General features: G+C 63.0%; 17 protein-coding genes. 10 read left to right on the top strand and 7 right to left on the bottom strand.

The genetic code is table 11. From position 1 onward, the window contains the following. Positions 1-10: 10 nt before the first annotated feature. Together AC07FD_RS11365 and AC07FD_RS11360 are read left to right on the top strand one after the other, a co-directional pair. On the top strand, positions 11-1,192 hold the full coding sequence (locus tag AC07FD_RS11365) for an MFS transporter (RefSeq protein WP_478350048.1): 1,182 nt from the start codon (positions 11-13) through the stop codon (positions 1,190-1,192). Next, positions 1,189-2,352, top strand: coding sequence for an MFS transporter (locus AC07FD_RS11360; protein WP_478349925.1), 1,164 nt, complete (start codon positions 1,189-1,191; stop codon positions 2,350-2,352). The genes AC07FD_RS11365 and AC07FD_RS11360 overlap by 4 nt, the downstream gene beginning before the upstream one ends. On the opposite strand, the gene AC07FD_RS11355 is transcribed toward AC07FD_RS11360, so the two are convergent. Then, a complete protein-coding gene (locus AC07FD_RS11355) occupies positions 2,344-2,913 on the bottom strand; it encodes a hypothetical protein (protein WP_478349924.1) in 570 nt (189 codons plus the stop codon). The genes AC07FD_RS11360 and AC07FD_RS11355 overlap by 9 nt on opposite strands. A 149-nt stretch (positions 2,914-3,062) precedes the next feature. Between AC07FD_RS11355 and AC07FD_RS11350 the strand changes: the two genes are divergently transcribed. The 4 genes from AC07FD_RS11350 to AC07FD_RS11335 all read left to right on the top strand — a co-directional run bounded on the left by AC07FD_RS11350 (position 3,063) and on the right by AC07FD_RS11335 (position 8,101). Further along, on the top strand, positions 3,063-5,138 hold the full coding sequence (locus tag AC07FD_RS11350; protein WP_478349923.1) for a prolyl oligopeptidase family serine peptidase: 2,076 nt from the start codon (positions 3,063-3,065) through the stop codon (positions 5,136-5,138). A gap of 346 nt (positions 5,139-5,484) precedes the next feature. Then, positions 5,485-6,864, top strand: a complete 1,380-nt coding sequence (locus AC07FD_RS11345) for an aspartate aminotransferase family protein (RefSeq protein WP_478349922.1) — start codon at positions 5,485-5,487, stop codon at positions 6,862-6,864. A 136-nt stretch (positions 6,865-7,000) separates the two neighbouring features. Next, entirely contained in the window at positions 7,001-7,366 is a 366-nt protein-coding gene (locus tag AC07FD_RS11340) for a hypothetical protein (protein WP_478349921.1), read from the top strand. Between the two features lie 90 nt (positions 7,367-7,456). Next, positions 7,457-8,101: a cytochrome c oxidase assembly factor Coa1 family protein gene (locus AC07FD_RS11335; protein WP_478349920.1), complete on the top strand. Its 645-nt coding sequence runs from the start codon at positions 7,457-7,459 to the stop codon at positions 8,099-8,101. Between the two features lie 281 nt (positions 8,102-8,382). On the opposite strand, the gene mmsB is transcribed toward AC07FD_RS11335, so the two are convergent. Both mmsB and AC07FD_RS11325 read right to left on the bottom strand, forming a co-directional pair. Next, positions 8,383-9,267: a 3-hydroxyisobutyrate dehydrogenase gene (mmsB, locus tag AC07FD_RS11330; protein WP_478349919.1), complete on the bottom strand. Its 885-nt coding sequence runs from the start codon at positions 9,265-9,267 to the stop codon at positions 8,383-8,385. A gap of 26 nt (positions 9,268-9,293) precedes the next feature. Then, positions 9,294-10,460 carry an isobutyryl-CoA dehydrogenase gene (locus tag AC07FD_RS11325; RefSeq protein WP_478349918.1) on the bottom strand — a complete coding sequence of 389 codons (1,167 nt, stop codon included), beginning with the start codon at positions 10,458-10,460 and terminating at the stop codon, positions 9,294-9,296. A 289-nt stretch (positions 10,461-10,749) separates the two neighbouring features. Between AC07FD_RS11325 and AC07FD_RS11320 the strand changes: the two genes are divergently transcribed. Beyond that, positions 10,750-11,364 carry a dimethylsulfonioproprionate lyase family protein gene (locus AC07FD_RS11320; protein WP_478349917.1) on the top strand — a complete coding sequence of 205 codons (615 nt, stop codon included), beginning with the start codon at positions 10,750-10,752 and terminating at the stop codon, positions 11,362-11,364. Continuing rightward, positions 11,364-12,839, top strand: coding sequence for a cobyric acid synthase (locus tag AC07FD_RS11315; RefSeq protein WP_478349916.1), 1,476 nt, complete (start codon positions 11,364-11,366; stop codon positions 12,837-12,839). Before AC07FD_RS11320 ends, AC07FD_RS11315 begins: the two co-directional genes overlap by 1 nt. 7 nt (positions 12,840-12,846) lie before the next feature. Here the strand turns inward: AC07FD_RS11315 and AC07FD_RS11310 are convergent, their stop codons facing one another. The 4 genes from AC07FD_RS11310 to AC07FD_RS11295 all read right to left on the bottom strand — a co-directional run bounded on the left by AC07FD_RS11310 (position 12,847) and on the right by AC07FD_RS11295 (position 15,327). Beyond that, positions 12,847-13,266, bottom strand: coding sequence for a VOC family protein (locus AC07FD_RS11310; protein WP_478349915.1), 420 nt, complete (start codon positions 13,264-13,266; stop codon positions 12,847-12,849). Between the two features lie 120 nt (positions 13,267-13,386). Next, a complete protein-coding gene (locus AC07FD_RS11305; protein ID WP_478349914.1) occupies positions 13,387-14,214 on the bottom strand; it encodes a helix-turn-helix domain-containing protein in 828 nt (275 codons plus the stop codon). Positions 14,215-14,317: 103 nt separating this feature from the next. After that, positions 14,318-14,488 carry a hypothetical protein gene (locus AC07FD_RS11300; protein ID WP_457154742.1) on the bottom strand — a complete coding sequence of 57 codons (171 nt, stop codon included), beginning with the start codon at positions 14,486-14,488 and terminating at the stop codon, positions 14,318-14,320. Positions 14,489-14,541: 53 nt separating this feature from the next. After that, positions 14,542-15,327 (bottom strand): TSUP family transporter, encoded by a 786-nt coding sequence (locus AC07FD_RS11295; RefSeq protein WP_095087432.1) that lies wholly within the window; start codon positions 15,325-15,327, stop codon positions 14,542-14,544. Between the two features lie 151 nt (positions 15,328-15,478). On the opposite strand from AC07FD_RS11295, the gene AC07FD_RS11290 reads away from it, so the two are divergent. Beyond that, the gene (locus tag AC07FD_RS11290) at positions 15,479-15,910 is read left to right on the top strand and encodes a TerB family tellurite resistance protein (RefSeq protein ID WP_095087434.1); all 432 of its coding nucleotides are present in this window, start codon (positions 15,479-15,481) and stop codon (positions 15,908-15,910) included. A 45-nt stretch (positions 15,911-15,955) separates the two neighbouring features. Next, entirely contained in the window at positions 15,956-16,441 is a 486-nt protein-coding gene (locus tag AC07FD_RS11285) for an NUDIX domain-containing protein (protein WP_478349913.1), read from the top strand. Positions 16,442-16,525: the final 84 nt, after the last annotated feature.

Below are 16,525 nucleotides of genomic sequence, written 5' to 3'. Positions count from 1 at the left end.
CAGTATCAGCATGGTCGCGACCGGCTCGAGCGAAGGCGAAGCGGGAACGCAGTGGGCAGCGCTTGCCGGCGTCACCGCAGCACTTGCCATGTTCGGCGCCGCGCAAGGGCTGAGCTCGCCGCTGTTCACGCTGCTGATGCAGAAGCAGGGAATGTCGCCCGCGCTGATCGGCTTGTCGGCGGCGATGATGCCGCTGGGCCTGATCCTTTCGGCTTCCTTCGTGCCGGCCGCGGTGCGGCTGGTCGGCGCACGCACGCTGGCGGTCGGCTGCTCGCTGATCGGCGCGCTCTGCTTCCTGGGCATCGGCTATCTGCAGGACTGGGTGGCCTGGTTCGTCATCCGCTTCATCATTGGCGTGGTCATCAATCCGCTCTACATACTTGGCGAGGTCTGGGCGCTGTCGCTGGCGCCGCCATCGCGGCGGGGCCGGGTCATGGGCGTGTTCAACACGATGTTGGGCGCCGGCTATGCGGCCGGGCCATTTGCACTGACCCTGCTGGGCACGTCGGGCTGGGCTCCGTTCCTGGTCGGTGTCGCCGGCTTTACGCTCTGCGCGGTGATCCTGCACGCCGTCTCTTCCAGGCTCACCGGTTTCGAGGATGACGGCCAACCTGCCAGCGGCCTCGTCGGCTTTGCCAAGGTGGCGCCGGCACTGCTGCTTGCCGTCCTGGTTTCGGCCGCGGTCCAGCAAAGCACCTATGCGCTGTTGCCGGTGTTCGGCGCCAGCTACGGCCTGGCGGAGGCCGTGCTTGCCTCGCTGGTGATGGCGCTTTCGCTGGGCAACATCCTGCTGCAGATCCCACTCGGCCTGCTGGCGGAGCGTTTTGGCGGTCGTGCCATGATCATCGTCTGTGCGCTGGCAACCGCGACTTGTGCGCTTTCGCTGCCGCTGCTGGTCTTGACGCCGCTAATCTGGGTCGTGCTGCTGGTGATGGGCGCCGTCGGCTACGGCGTCTACACAATGGCGCTGGTCGAACTGGGCAGCCGTTTCAAGGGCTCGGTGCTGGTCGCCGGCAACGCCGCCTTCGCGCTGATGTGGGGCGCAGGCGGTATTGTCGGCCCGCCGGGTGCCGGGCTGCTCATGCAAGGCATCGGCCCGCTCGGCCTGCCGGTCGTGATCGCCGGTCTCGACGCGTTGCTGGTGATGTTTGCGCTGTATCGCTCGTCCGTGCGCCGGAGCGGCAAGGCATGAACGCGAACGGGTCGAGCGACAGTGAGACGGCGATGCAATGGGCGGCGATCACCGGCGTGATCGCGACCGTCTCGGTGTTCGCGATCGCGCAAGGCCTGTCCTATCCGCTGCTGAGCTTCATCCTGCAGCGCCAGGGCGTCTCACCGGCGATGATCGGCCTGTCGGCGGCAATGACACCGATCGGCTTCATCGTCTCGTCACCGCTGATCCCGGCGCTGGCGCGCCGGTTCGGGGCAGGGCGCACGGCGCTCTCCTGTGCGGCGCTTTCGGCGATCGTGCTGGCGCTGATCGGCTGGACGCAGGATGTCTATCTGTGGTTTCCGTTGCGCTTCCTGATCGGCGTCGTCACCAACCCGCTTTACGTGCTGAGCGAGATCTGGGTGATCGCGCTGGCGCCGCCGGCCCGGCGCGGCCGTGTCATGGGCGTCTATTCGACGATCATCTCGGCCGGCTTCGCAGCTGGGCCGCTTTGCCTGCTTGCCGTCGGCACAGAGGGCTGGCCGCCCTTCCTCGTCGGCATTTTCGCCTTCGTGCTGTGCGGCATCTGCCTGGCGTCGGTGCTGCCGCGTCTGCCCAAGGTCGACGAGGCCGGGCATCGGGTTTCCGTCCTGGGCTTCGTGCCCTTGGCGTGGCTGCTTTTGTTTGCCGTTATCGTTGCCGCCGGCTTCGAGCAGGGCGCGCTGGCCTTGCTGCCCGTCTATGGCACCCATCACGGCATCACGGAGACCCGCATGTCGGCGCTGCTTTCGGTGATGATCGCCGGCAACATCGCCATGCAGGTACCACTTGGCCTGCTGGCCGAAAGGCTCTCCGCGCGTCTGGTGCGGCTTGCCTGTGTCGCGATCACGGTGCTCGGCTGCCTGCTCCTGCCGTTTCTCATCGAGACGCCACTGATCTGGCCGATGATCTTTGTCTGGGGTGCGGTTTCCTACGGCATCTACACGATGTCGATCATCGAGCTCGGCGAGCGCTTCACCAGCTCGACACTGGTTGCCGGCAACGCCGCCTTCTCCCTGATGTGGGGCGTCGGCGGCATCGCAGTGCCGCCGCTGGCCGGCACAGCGATGGATGTTCTGGGTGCAAGAGGCCTGCCGATCACGCTTGGCCTGATGTGCCTGGCGCTGGCGATTGCGAGTATCGTGGGTCGAAAGTCAGCCTGATGCGATCCTGGGATTCCGCAGCTCGTCATCGCCTCGCCATCTCGAAATTGCCCATATGTCACAATGGGCGTGACGTTCCTCAGGGTGCATCCGGCGCAGCATGCCCTGAATTTCAACGGCACGATCAAAGTCAGGTATCAGGCCAACTTGAGACAACTCCGAATTCGCAAACACGTCGGGAAATCCGCCGCAGTTGGTCAACGCGCTTATGGAAACTTCTTGATCCAACAAGTCGTAGCCCAGGAAGATGAAACCGCCCCAATCAATCGAATGCACGTCCGACGACGGCTTTCGAATTACGCTTAAAATATTCAGTTCGTTGGTATCCGCCAGTTGCGAAAGCAGAAACTCCAGGTCCACAAAGAAATCGAGCATCCGGTCCTCGTTCACAATGTGGGGCCAGTAGCTGTCCTTTGTCTCGCCAAGCGCGATCGGGCCGAGCATTCCATCGAGGGTGACGACTTCGGTCAATTGTGTGAGGCCCGACCACTCGACGTATTTCGTCCATTCCTTGCCTCTGGACGGATCAAATCTCTCTTTGGCAATGTAGAGAAATTGCATGAAGCTTCCTCTTAGCGACACATGGCCGGATAAGGTTTCGCACTTGATGCGGTATGGCGGGTCGCTTCTTTCGCGCGTTCCAATTGAATTTCGGTAGTGGCATGCCGATGTGTGCGACACCGAGCCTTGATGAGTTTACCGGAGACCCTATGACCAAGTCGACCACACAGACCCTGCCAAATTCTACCCCTTCGACCGAAGATCCCTTTCTCTGGCTGGAGGACAGGACAGCCAAGCAGTCGCTCGACTGGGTGCATGGTCAGAACGAGGTAACGGTCGGTGAATTGCAGGGCGATCCGTCCTATCAGGCGTCGTTCCAGACCGCGCTCGACCTGATGACTGCCGAGGACAATATCGCGGTCGGTGCCGCGATTGCCGGCCATGTCTACAATTTCTGGCAGGACAAGACCAATGTGCTCGGCCTGTGGCGCCGCACGACGGTCGCTTCCTACAAGACCGAGAAGCCAGACTGGGAAACGATCGTCGACTTCGACCAGCTAGCGGCCAAGGACGGAATCAAGTGGGTGTTCAGCGGCGCCAGCCGGCTCCATCCGGACTTCAACCTCTGCCTTGTCTCGATGTCGCCGGATGGCGGTGACGCCAGCGAGATGCGCGAATTCGACATCGCGACCAAATCCTTTGTCGAGGGCGGATTTCGCGCACCCGCTTCCAAGTCGGGCTTCGGCTGGCTGGACAAGGACACCGTCATCGTCTCGGCGGCTTTCGAGGAGGAGGACAAGACGCAATCCGGTTATCCGCGCGTGGTCAAACTGTGGAAGCGCGGCACCAAACTGGAAGACGCGACACCGATCTTCGATGGGCGGAAGGAGGATCTCGCGGTTGGCGCTGGCGTCGAGTTCGACGGCGACAGACGTTATCTGATCTTGGCCCGGACACTCGATTTCTTCGCCTCGCATATCTTCTTGCGGTTGCCTCCCGGCGAGAACAAACGTCTGCCGCTGCCTGACGACGTGACCGATACGGCGATCTTCAGGGACCAGCTCGTCTTCGGCGTGCGCAGCCCGTGGACGGCGCCGGATGGCACCTCGTGCAAGCCTGACGGCCTCTATTCGCTGGATTTGGCACACTGGGTAGAAACCGGCACGCTCGGCCCGGTGGAGACCTTGCTGGAGCCGGCGTATCACGTGTCGATTGCCGGCATTGCCCGCACGCAGGACCGCCTGTTCATCAACCTGATGGACAATGTGCGCGGCAAGGTCGTTGTCTGCGAGCGCAAGGATGGCGGCTGGTCGCAGAAGCCCGTGGCACTGCCCGAGAATGGCAATGTCGGCATCAGCCACGCCGAGCATTTCGGCTCCAGCGTTTCCTTCTCCTTCACCGACTTCCTGACACCGAGTTCGATCATCTGGTCGGACGACGATGGCGAGACGCTCGCCACCGTGAAGTCGCAGCCGGCCCGCTTCGATGCGTCGCCGCTGATCTCGGAGCAGTTCGAGGCGCGCTCGAAGGACGGCACGATGATCCCGTACTTCGTCGTCCGGCGGCACGACCAGAAGGGTCCGGTGCCGACGCTGCTTTATGGCTATGGTGGTTTCGAAGTCCCGCTTCTGCCAAGCTATGCCGGCGTGCGCGGCAGGCTCTGGCTGGAAAGGGGCAATGCCTATGTCCAAGCCTGCATTCGCGGCGGCGGCGAGTTCGGCCCGGCCTGGCATCAGGCGGCGCTCAAGGGCAACCGCCAGAACGCCTTCGACGATTTCGCCGCGGTCGCGCAGGACGTCGTCAAGCGCGGGATTGCCACGGCGGCTTCGCTCGGCATCCAGGGCGGCTCGAACGGCGGCTTGCTGACCGGCGTTTCCATGACGCAGCATCCCGAGTTTTTCGGTGCCGTGATCATCGAGGTGCCGCTGCTTGACATGCTGCGCTACACCGAATTGCCGCCCGGTGCCTCCTGGATGGCCGAATATGGCGATCCGTCGAAACCGGAAGATGCGAAGTGGCTTTCGTCCTATTCGCCCTACCAGCATGTCGCGGCCGATGCCACCTATCCTCCGGTGCTGCTGACCACCTCGACCGCGGACGACCGCGTCCATCCCGGTCATGCGCGCAAGATGGCGGCCCGCCTGCAGGAAGCCGGCCATGCCCGAACGCTGTTCTTCGAGGAGACCGAGGGCGGACATGGCGGCCGCGGCGACCGCCGGCCGCAGGCGGCGCAGACGGCGATGAAATATGTGTTCCTACAAAGGGCGCTGAGCGGCAACGCATGAGCCGGAGTCCCGGCGCTGCAAACGCAAAGGGTGGTTCGCCTCGACCGCCCTTTGCTCGCTCTTTGTTTTGACGCAATCCCTGGGGAAAGCGCTACGCGCTTTTCCCGGGAAAACCGCTTCACACTTTTCCCGGAATTGCTCTAAGGTGCCGTCCATGGCTCTCGTCAGGACATTGGCTCCCGGATTTGGGGCTCGCGCATTCCGGGTCGCGGTGACACCGTCACCGCGCACGCTGCGCGCCGAGCTTTTGCGGCTGTGCGCCCGCATCGGTTATTCACCACCTGCTTGCCTCTGACGCATTCGCTCCCGGCACGGCCGGATAGAATCCAGAGGAAAGATCAGATCAATGACCTATCAGAATTATTCGCTGAAGCAGCTTCAGCAGATCGACGCCGCGCACCATCTCCACCCGTTCACCGACCATAAGGAATTGCGCGAAGCCGGCTCGCGCATCATCACCCATGCCAACGGGCCGTTCATCTACGATTCCGAGGGGACTGAGATCCTCGACGGCATGGCCGGGCTGTGGTGCGTCAACATCGGCTATGGCCGCGACGAGCTGGCCGAGGCCGCCTACGCGCAGATGAAGGAGCTGCCCTACTACAACTCCTTCTTCAAGTGCTCGACGCCGACACCGGTGCTGTTGTCCAAGAAGCTGGCGGAGATCGCGCCGAAGCACGTCAACCAGGTGTTCTACGGCTCGTCCGGTTCGGAAGCCAACGACACGGCGCTGCGCCTTGTCCGCCACTACTGGGTGCTGGAAGGCAAGCCGGAGAAGAACCGCATCATCTCGCGCAAGATGGCTTATCACGGCTCGACCGTCGCCGGCACCTCGCTTGGCGGCATGGATGCCATGCACAAGCAGCTCGGCGGCGCGGTGCCCAACATCGTCCATGTGATGATGCCTTATGCCTATGAACTGGCACTGCCGGGCGAGAGTGATCATGATTTCGGCCTGCGGGCGGCCAAGGCCGTCGAGGATGCGATCCTCGAAGCCGGTGCCGACAAGGTTGCGGCCTTCATCGGCGAGCCGGTGATGGGGGCAGGCGGCGTCAAGATACCGCCGGTCAGCTACTGGCCGGAAGTGCAGCGCATCTGCCGCAAATACGATGTCCTGCTGATGCTGGACGAGGTCATTACCGGCTACGGCCGCACCGGTGAATGGTTCGCATCACAAACGCTCGGCATCGAGCCGGACACCATCACCACGGCCAAGGCACTGACCTCGGGCTACCAGCCGCTGTCGGCATTGCTGGTCGGCGACCGCATCGCCGCGACCCTGGTCGGGAAGGGCGGCGAGTTCAATCACGGCTATACCTATTCCGGTCATCCGGTGGCCTGTGCCGTGGCGCTGAAGAACCTCGAGATCATCGAGCGGGAAGGACTGGTCGATCGCGTCAGGAACGATACCGGGCCGTATTTCGCCAAGGCGTTGCAGGAGCGCATTGCCGGGCATGATCTGGTCGGCGAGGTGCGCTCGATCGGGCTGATGGGCGCGATCGAAATCGTCAAGGACCAGGCCACCAAGGAGCGGTTCCTGCCGTCGGGAAGTGCGGCGGTGACCGTGCGCGACCATGCGATCGCGCATGGCATGATGCTGCGCGCCACCGGCGACACGATGATCCTGTCGCCGCCGCTGATCTGGACCCGTGACACGATCGACATGGCTTGCGAGCGCATCTCAAAGGCGCTGGACCTGGCGCAGGCGGATCTGCGCAAGCGGTAGGGATCGGTACCTCGACCGGGCGTTCTCGATGGGAATGCCCGGCTTCGAGAAACATTTCGTTGGGGAACGAATTTCACCCTCAGCGCTTAGTGTGCGGGTCAGCAGCCGACGTGGCTGCGACAAGGGGACTGTTTCCATGAAAAAGACCGGCAAGACCCGACGGCTGCAAGATGCAGCCAGCATCGGCGGTGACCTGATGCTGGCGCCGATGGTGGCGCTGATGCGGCTGCCGTTGATGGCGCTGGATGCTGGGAGCAGCAAGCCATGGGGCACGGAGACGGCGCGCGCGGTGAACGAGAAGACCGTGGCGATGGCCGAAGGGGCGTTTGCGGCGCAAATGTCCTTCCTGCAGTCGGCATCGCGGTTCTGGCCGGAAATCCTTGCCGGCCGCACGCCCTCGTTGTTTAACGGCGTCGCCGCGGAACGGTCGATCAGCGCCGCGCTGAAGCCGGCAAGCCGTACGGTGAAGGCGAATTTTCGCCGGCTTTCCAACAAGGCCTGACAAAGAAAGGCCGCTCCGGAAAAACCGATTCCCGTTTTTCGAGGTCATACGCTAGAACCCATCAAGCACATCTGCCGATGGGGGAACATCATGGCCGGACAGCCGCTCAACCAGCCCGCCGAAATTCCGGCCGAACTTGACCGCTGGAACTGGGGCGCCTTCTTCCTCAACTGGATCTGGGGTATCGGCAACAGCACCTTCATCGCGCTGCTGGCACTGATCCCTGTCGTCAACATCGTCATGATCATCGTACTGGGTGCGCGCGGCAGCCGCTGGGCCTGGCAGAACTGCGCCTGGCGCGACGCGGAACAGTTCCGCAAGACGCAACGCAACTGGGCGATCGCCGGCCTTGTCATCTGGGTGGTCGGCATCGGCGGCTGTGCAGCGATGGTCGGCGGCATTCCTTACGTCCTGAAGGGCAGCGATGCCTATCACATGACCATGGACAAGCTTCGCGCCGACGACCGCGTCAAGGCCGCCCTCGGTGATGACCTGACCGAGAGTTTCTGGGTCGGTGGCCATCTCAATGTCAATGCGAATGGGGCGGGCGATGCCCAGTTCAGCATTCCGGTCCATGGCGCCAAGGGCAAGGGCACCGCCTTCTCGACCGCTGTCCGGACAGCAGGCACGTGGAGCCTGCGCCTGCTGGTCGTCAGGGTCGAGGGAGCCGATGCACCGATGGTGCTGATCAATGAAGATCATGTCGCGATCCCGAATGCGGCAATCGGTATATAAAACAGGCTGCACTGATGAAACCGGGCGGAAATGCAAAAACCGCGCTCCATCGGGAACGCGGCTTTGCCAGATACGCATGGCGTTTCGCTACGCAAACACTTGGCGAAACTTACGGGCTCCGGTACGCGAGACCTGATCCGGAGCGCCGGGCGGATGCGACATGTCCGCCTCGCATTCCGTTTTACAGAAACATCGTTACCGGGGGGTTATCGAGAGCTTAAGCAAACCTAAATTTGACCGGTTTCTCTCAAGATACGCAAAAACCCAGTTATATTAGGAGCTTATGGATTGGCTCCGCGCAGAAAATTAATGATTCCGGAAAAATCGGCGCCTGCATGCCCCTGGGCGTTGAACAGCGCATAGAGCTGAGCTGCCTCAGCACCAAGCGGGGTCACCGCGCCGGAACCTTGCGCTGCCTCCTGCGCCAGCTTCAGGTCCTTCAGCATCAGAGCGGCGGCAAAGCCCGGCTTGTAGTCGCGGTTGGCGGGCGAGGTCGGCACAGGGCCGGGCACCGGGCAGTAGGTGGTTAGCGACCAGCACTGGCCGGACGAAGTCGAGGCGACGTCGAACAGCGCCTGGTGGGAGAGGCCGAGCTTTTCCGCCAGCACGAAGGCCTCGGCGACGCCGATCATCGAAATGCCGAGGATCATGTTGTTGCAGATCTTGGCGGCCTGTCCGGCGCCGCCGCCGCCGCAATGGACGATGCGCCCGGCCATCGGCTTCAGGATCGGCTCGGCGGCGGCGAAGGCATTGTCGGAGCCACCGGCCATGAAGGTCAGCGTGCCGGCCGCCGCACCGCCGGTGCCGCCCGATACCGGTGCGTCGATGGACAGCAGGCCGTGCTTGGTGGCGACGGCATGCACCTTGCGGGCCGATTCGACATCGATGGTCGAGGAATCAATGAACAGCGCGCCCTTTTTGGCCTTGGGAGCAATGTCTTCATAGACCGAGAGCACATGCTTGCCGGCCGGCAGCATGGTGATCACCGCGTCGGCGTCCTTCACCGCGGCCGGTGCATTGGCCATGATGACGACGCCATGCTCGCGGGCGACCGTAAGATTCTCCGGCATCAGGTCGAAGCCATGCACGGCATGCCCGGCCTTGACCAGATTGGCCGCCATTGGATTGCCCATGTTGCCGAGGCCGATGAAGGCGATCGTCGTCATTGTCTGTCTCCCAGGTTCTTCTGGCGTCAGCGGCCGATCAGGGCTCGCGCAATGATGACGCGCATGATCTCGTTGGTGCCTTCGAGGATCTGGTGGACGCGCAGGTCTCGCACCAGCTTCTCGATGCCATAATCGTGCAGGTAGCCGTAGCCGCCGAGCAGCTGCAACGCATCGTTGGCCACGGTGAAGCCGGTGTCGGTGACGAATCGCTTGGCCATCGCCGACCATTTGCCGGCGTCCGGCGCCTTGCGGTCGAGCTTCGAGGCGGCGGCGTATAGAAAAATGCGCGCCGCCTGCAGTTCGGTCTCCATATCGGCCAGCCTGAACTGCAGCGCCTGGAACTGGTTGATCCTGGAGCCGAACGCCTTGCGCTCGGCGGCGTAGGACAGCGCCTTGTCTAGCGCCGATTGCGCGCCGCCCAGCGAACAGGCGGCGATGTTCAGCCGACCGCCGTCGAGCCCGGCCATGGCGATGCCGAAGCCGGCGCCTTCGCCCGACAAAAGGTTTTCCGCCGGCACCTTGCAGTCCTCGAAGATGACCTGGCGGGTCGACTGCATATGCCAGCCCATCTTGTGCTCGTTGGCGCCGAAGGAGAGGCCGGGCGCGTCCTTGGGGACGACGATGGTGGAAATGCCTTTCGGCCCATCGGCGCCGGTGCGCACCATGACGGCGTAGACATCGCTGTCGCCGGCGCCCGAGATGAACTGCTTGGTGCCGTTCAGGACATAGTCGGCGCCGCTCTTCACCGCGCGCGTCTTCAGCGCCGCGGCATCCGATCCGGAGCCCGGTTCGGTCAGGCAGTAGCTCGCCAGCCACTCCATCGACGTGAGTTTCGGCAGAAAGCGCTGGCGCTGCTCGTCATTGCCGAAACGGTCGATCATCGAGGCGACCATGTTGTGGATCGAGATGAACGACGAAAAGGCCGGATCGGCATGCGAGAGCGCCTCGAAGATCAGCACCGCGTCGAGCCGGCCGAGCGCGGAGCCGCCGACATCGTCTCGGACATAGATGCCGCCGAGGCCCAGCGGCCCAGTCTCGCGGATCACGTCGGCGGGGAAGTGTTTCCTGCGGTCCCAATCGAGTGCGTTCGGCGCGACGCGGTCGGCGGCGAAGGCCTGCGCCATCTCCTGGATGGCGCGCTGTTCCTCGTTGAGTTCGAACTGGCTGGTGCTCGCATCGACCGCGGCGTCCATGGCGTGCTCCCTATGTGCTGGCCAGCTAAGATATGTTGATATTCAGGTGATGCCGGCCTGCAAACGTCGGTTTCCTGCGCTTCCGGTGCTCACGTACTTTAAGTACGCTCCGCTCCGGTTCTCGAAAACCGCCGTTTTCGGCTCGGCCTGACCTGAATCTCAACACATCTTAAGCTCGCTGGCCTGTTGTTTTTGGCTTTGCGCGCGCACCAATCTAGACCAATGATGCCGCCGCGCAACCCGACCTCCCACGGAGCGGCTGTGCACCAATGCATGTTCGGAGCGAGACGTGGCGACAAAATTCGATGAACTGCTGGAACAGTTCCACGCCTATCTCGCTTCCGTGGACGACGCCCTGGTGCGCGACGCCGTGGCGGGGATCGCCTGGGACATGCCAGCCCGCGCGCTGGAGCCGCATCCGCTTGGCTGCCTGCGCCACCTCGATCGCGCCGCCGAACTGGCGCCGCCCGATGCCAAGCCGCTGGTGCGATTGCTTGCGGAACGTCGGAATGATCTCCGCTGGGGGCAGACCTATAGCAAGGCGGATTTCGGTGAGGCATTCATCGACAATTACGGCTGGCTCGAAGTGTTCGGCACCCGTGGCCACTTCGCCAATGACCAGGTTGCGGCCGGCCTGCTGATTCTTGGCCCCGATATCGTCTATCCCGACCATCATCATGTTGCCGAGGAGATCTACATCCCGCTGACCGGCGGCACTGAGTGGCGGATGGGTGAGAGCGGGTTTCGCCGGCGCGTGGCCGGCGAGGTCGTCCACCACGCTTCCAACGTCAACCACGCCATGCGCACCGGCATAGTGCCATTGCTGGCGCTCTACATCTGGCGCGGCGGGCCACTGGCTGCAAAATCCACGATCACCGGAACCGTGGCGCAGGGCAGGGGCTGATGGCCAAGGCGATCATGCTGCAAGGCACGGGTTCGGATGTCGGCAAGACGGTGCTGGTCGCCGGCCTTTGCCGGGCAGCAAAAAAGCGTGGGCTGAAGGTGAGGCCCTTCAAGCCGCAGAACATGTCGAACAACGCTGCGGTCGCCGACATTCCCGGCGACAACAAGGCCGGCGGCGGCGAGATCGGCCGCGCGCAATGGCTGCAGGCGATCGCCTGCGGTGTGGCGCCGTCGGTCCACATGAACCCGGTGCTGCTCAAGCCGCAGACCGATGTCGGCGCGCAGGTCATCGTGCAGGGCAAGGTGTTTGGCGAAGCGCGGGCACGCGACTATCAAGCACTGAAGGGCCAACTGATGGACGCCGTGCTGGACTCCTGGAACAAGGTCGGCGAGGGCGCCGACCTGGTCATCGTAGAGGGTGCCGGTTCGCCGGCCGAGATCAACCTGCGCAGCCGCGACATTGCCAATATGGGCTTTGCGACGCGGGCCAACGTGCCAGTGGTGCTGGTCGGCGATATCGATCGCGGCGGCGTCATCGCCTCGGTGGCCGGCACGCATCTGATCCTGCCGGAAGAGGACCGGCGCATGATCGTCGGCTACCTCATCAACAAGTTTCGCGGCGACGTCTCGCTGTTCGACGATGGCATAAGGTCGATCGAGAAATTTACCGGCTGGCGGTGTTTTGGCGTGGTGCCGTGGCTGAAGGCGGCAGCGCGGCTGCCTTCGGAGGATTCGATGGTGCTGGAACGGCTGGCGTCCGGCGAGACGCGCGCGCTGAAGGTGGCCGTGCCGATGCTTGGCCGCATCGCCAATTTCGACGATCTCGATCCGCTCAAGGCCGAACCGCAGGTCGAGGTGGTGTTCGTGCCGCCCGGAAGGCCGTTGCCGGCCGATGCCGGGCTGGTGGTCATTCCCGGCTCCAAGTCGACGATCGGCGATCTCCTGAAATTCCGCGAGAACGGCTGGGACCGGGACCTTCTTGCCCACCGCAAGCGGGGCGGCCATGTCGTTGGCATTTGCGGCGGCTTCCAGATGCTTGGCCGCTCGGTGCACGACCCGGACGGCATCGAAGGCAGCGTAACCGAAGCCGAAGGGCTTGGCCTGCTCGACGTCGAGACGGTGATGGAACCGGAGAAGACGGTGCGCAATGTCAGTGCCCGCTCGGTACAATTCGATCTGCCGCTCGAGGGCTACGAGATTCACCTTGGCCACACCACGGGTCCGGACACCATGCGACCGTCGGCGATCATCAATGGTGTCGAGGATGGCGCTGTCTCCGCCGACGGCAAGGTGATCGGCACCTATATGCATGGCCTGTTCGGCGCCGACGGCTTTCGCGGGAAATTCCTTGAAAGCCTCGGCATCAAGGGTGGCGGCATCGATTATCGGGCCGAAGTCGAGCGGGCGCTGGACGAGGTCGCAGCCGAGCTGGAAATCCATCTCGACTGCGATGCGATTTTCGCGCTGGCGCGCTAGACCTTGCCTATGCCTTGTCGCCAGCCTTCGGCCAGTAGGTGCCGAACGACCAGACACTGCCTTCGGGATCGCGGCAGATGAACTCGCGGCTGCCATAGTCGCGGTTGGTCAATTCCTGGATGATCGTGGCACCGGCCTTCCTGGCTTTGGCATAGGCGGCATCGGCATCGTCGACCGCAATGTAGATCGACTTGCCGCCGCCTAAGCCGGGCTCGCCGACCATCTTGCCGTAGTCGTCGTCGCGCACCGTGCCCAGCATGATCATCGACGAGCCGAAAACCAGTTCGGCATGGTGCACGACATCGCCTTCGCCATAGCGGGCACGGACGCTGAAGCCGAAGGCTTCGCACAGCCAGTCGATCATTTTTGCCGCGTTCTTGTAGCGCAGGGCGGGGTAGAGGCGCGGCGCTTCCGTGATGGTGGGCATGGGAACTCCTTCACTTGGGTTGGTCGATGAACCTTGATTGTGCATGCCCAAAACCGCTGCGCACTTTTGGGCGACATGCATCACTCTGGTCGAAGGCCGTTCCAGCGTCTTGAAGAAATGTTACCTGGCAAGTGCGGTCGGCGTCTCGCCGGCAAGGTCGCGGAATTCGCGTACCAGATGCGCCTGGTCGGCATAGCCGCAATCGGCGGCGATATCCGCCCAGTCGACGGTCTGCTGCCTTGACAGGCCGAGCGCCCGGTTGAAGCGCACGATGCGCGACAGCGTCTTGGGGCCGATACCGATCGCATCGGAAAAGCCGCTGGCGAGATGCTTGCGGCTCCGGCCCAGCTTTTCGGCAAGCACCGAAATGCGGGTCCGGCCGCCAGAGGTGATGATGCGGTCATAGGCCCAAGCGATTTCGAGCGGGGTTTCGGCGGCATTCTTGAGACGGGCCGCGACGAAGGCTTCGGCGATGTCGAAACGCGCCGCCCAGTCCGGCGCGTTGCCAAGCCGCTCGCGCAGCGCCATGCCTTCGCCGCCAAGCACGTCGTCGAGCACGACCATGCTGTCGGTCAGTTCGCTCATCGGCTGCTTGAAAAACCGGCGTGCGCCGAGCGGCGTGAAGTTGACCTGGACGCAGCAGGCGCCGCCGAAGGATTCGATCACCACCGGTCCGGCAAAAAGGCCGGCGGCGAAACTGGCGAAGCGGTCATTGTCGCCCGGCGTCTTGCCGAGGCCGATGGCGAAGGGCTCGGCAAAGCTGATCACCAGCGGCACGGTCAGCGATGCATATTCGACATTGTGGAAATGGCCTGGCGCCGTTTCGCGATAGCCGCAGATGTCGGTGACGATGCCTTCAAGTGCAGGACTGGGCAGGCGCCGGCGCATCTCGAACCGCCCAGCAATGGAGCGGTCCTGTTCCTTCCGGTGCTGCGTCTCGACTGGCATCGGCCATCCTTCCGCCGAGGCAAATCTAGCAGACCCCAGGCCAGAATCAAAAGCGCCCGGCTTTTGGCCGGGCGCTCCAGGTCCCCACTTCAAGGGAAACTGGTCAGGCGCCGCGCATCAAGCAGCCGCCGGCAAGCACGATGAAGGCAATAAGAACAATCCACACCGATGCGATTGGAATGAACGCAAGAACGCCAAGCGCGGCGAGAACACCGATGATGGCGATAACAACTGCAATGATGAAAACAATTTGGGTGGGTGCGCTAAGATTCATGTCTGGCTCCTCGCAACATGATTCGAACAGCGGCATTCTATCAGGGCGGGTGTTCACACACCAATCATGACACGCAGCGGGTTCGCCGGGTCGGCCAAGAGCTTCACGGCCAGCGCAAGGCAGACGACCACCAGCAGCGGCTTGATCAGTCTTGCACCGATGCGCATGGCCAGGCTGGCGCCGACGCGAGCGCCGAGGAATTGGGCAACGCCCATCATCAAACCGATCTTCCAGTAGACGACGCCGACCGCGGCGAAGACGATGAAGCCGCCGATGTTGGAGGCGAAATTGAGCAGCTTGGTATGCGCGGTCGCCTTGAGCACGCCGAAACCGGCGAGTGCGACGAAGGCCAGCATGTAAAAGGAGCCGGCGCCGGGTCCAAACAGGCCGTCGTAGAAGCCGATTGCGGGCGCGACAGTCAACCCGAACAGGAACGGTGACAGCCGCTCGGCACGGTCGACATCACCCATGTTGGGTTTTATGGCGAAATAAAATGCGATGGCGATCAGCAGAAGGGGCAGCGAGGCGCGTAGAATATCGCCCGGCACAATCGTTGCTAGCAAGGCACCGGCAGTGCCGCCGGCAACCGCCAGCAAGGCTGACGGCAGCTGTCGTCGCAGGTCGACATGGCCATTCGCGGCATAATGCATTGTGGCCGAGCCAGAGCCGAACATGCCTTGCAGTTTGTTGGTTCCAAGCGTTTCGATCGGTGAGAAACCGGCGAGAAGCAGTGCGGGAATGGTGATCAATCCGCCGCCGCCGGCGATCGAGTCGACAAAGCCCGCGGCAAAGCCGGCGAACGCCAGCATGGCGACGGTCTGGGTGGTGAGGTCGATCATTTGTTGTATGGAAATGTCCGGTCGGCTGAGATATCGGGCGTTCGACCACGACGGCCCTGTTTGCGCAAGGCCGATTCCGCGCTACCCCTATTCAAGCGCGTCGCGCTTGGGTGAAATCATGCGACGCATCTGAATCGGAAAGGGGCTCCTGATGGCATTCGCATTGCTGGACCAGATACGCTCGATCTTCGACGGCGACCCGGGCGTGCGCAAGGTGGCGGACGATCCGGTCCTGTCGGCGGAACTCTTGATGCTGTTCCGCATGATCCTGGCCGACGGGTCGGTCAGCGAGAGCGAGATGGTTGCCTTCCGACGCATTTGCAAGGACGCCTTCGGCATTGCCGAAACGAGCATCGACAGCGTCATCGAATATCTCAACGAGTTCGGCTACGAGACCAACGGCTCGCAGGCCATCGCGCTGTTCCGCGATCTAGACCTCGAGCGGCGCAAGCAACTGGCCCGCCATATGGCCGAGATCGCCAAGGCGGATTCGCAATTGGCCGAGAGCGAGGTGCGGCTGCTCCGGCGCACGCTCGACCTGCTCGACATCAGTCCGGTCGACGTGGTCAAGCCGGAAGGCTGAGGTATTGCTCGCGCAACGGTTTCGCTAGCTGCGGGGAGCGTTTGAATGGCCTTTGCCGACAGCTATCTGGGACAATTGCGGGCGCTGATCGGGGATCGTCTGGTGCTGATGCCGGGCGCTCGCATCGTCATCGAACGCGCCGACGGCAGCATCCTGTTGCAGAAACGAACTGATTTTGGCTTGTGGGGCCTGCCTGGCGGCAATGCCGAGGAAGGCGAGGGCCTGGAGACCGTGGTGGTCCGGGAGGTACTCGAGGAAACCGGGTTGATCGTCAGCGATGTCGAGCCGTTCGGGTTCGGCTGTGACCCGCACTATGAAACCTTCCAGTTTCCGAATGGCGATCGCGCCCAGTTTTTCGCGCTGATGTTCTACACGCGCTCCTTTGAAGGCGAGCCGGCCGTCACCGATGACGAGAGCAGTGCCGTCGGCTGGTTCGCGCCCGACGACTTGCCCGAAATGCTGCCCAATATGACGCGCAGCATCGAGGCCTATCTCCGGTTCAAGACCACCGGAATATTCCAGATGATCTGAGAGGCTATTTGGAAATTCTTCTCTGGCGGCCATCTAGAGCGGGATGAGATTAATTTCGGTCATAGCCTGAGTTTTCGAAGTAGT

The organism is Mesorhizobium waitakense, assembly GCF_056431085.1.
The sequence above is the reverse complement of the archived record's forward strand: the minus strand, read 5'-3'. Positions and strand labels throughout refer to the sequence as shown.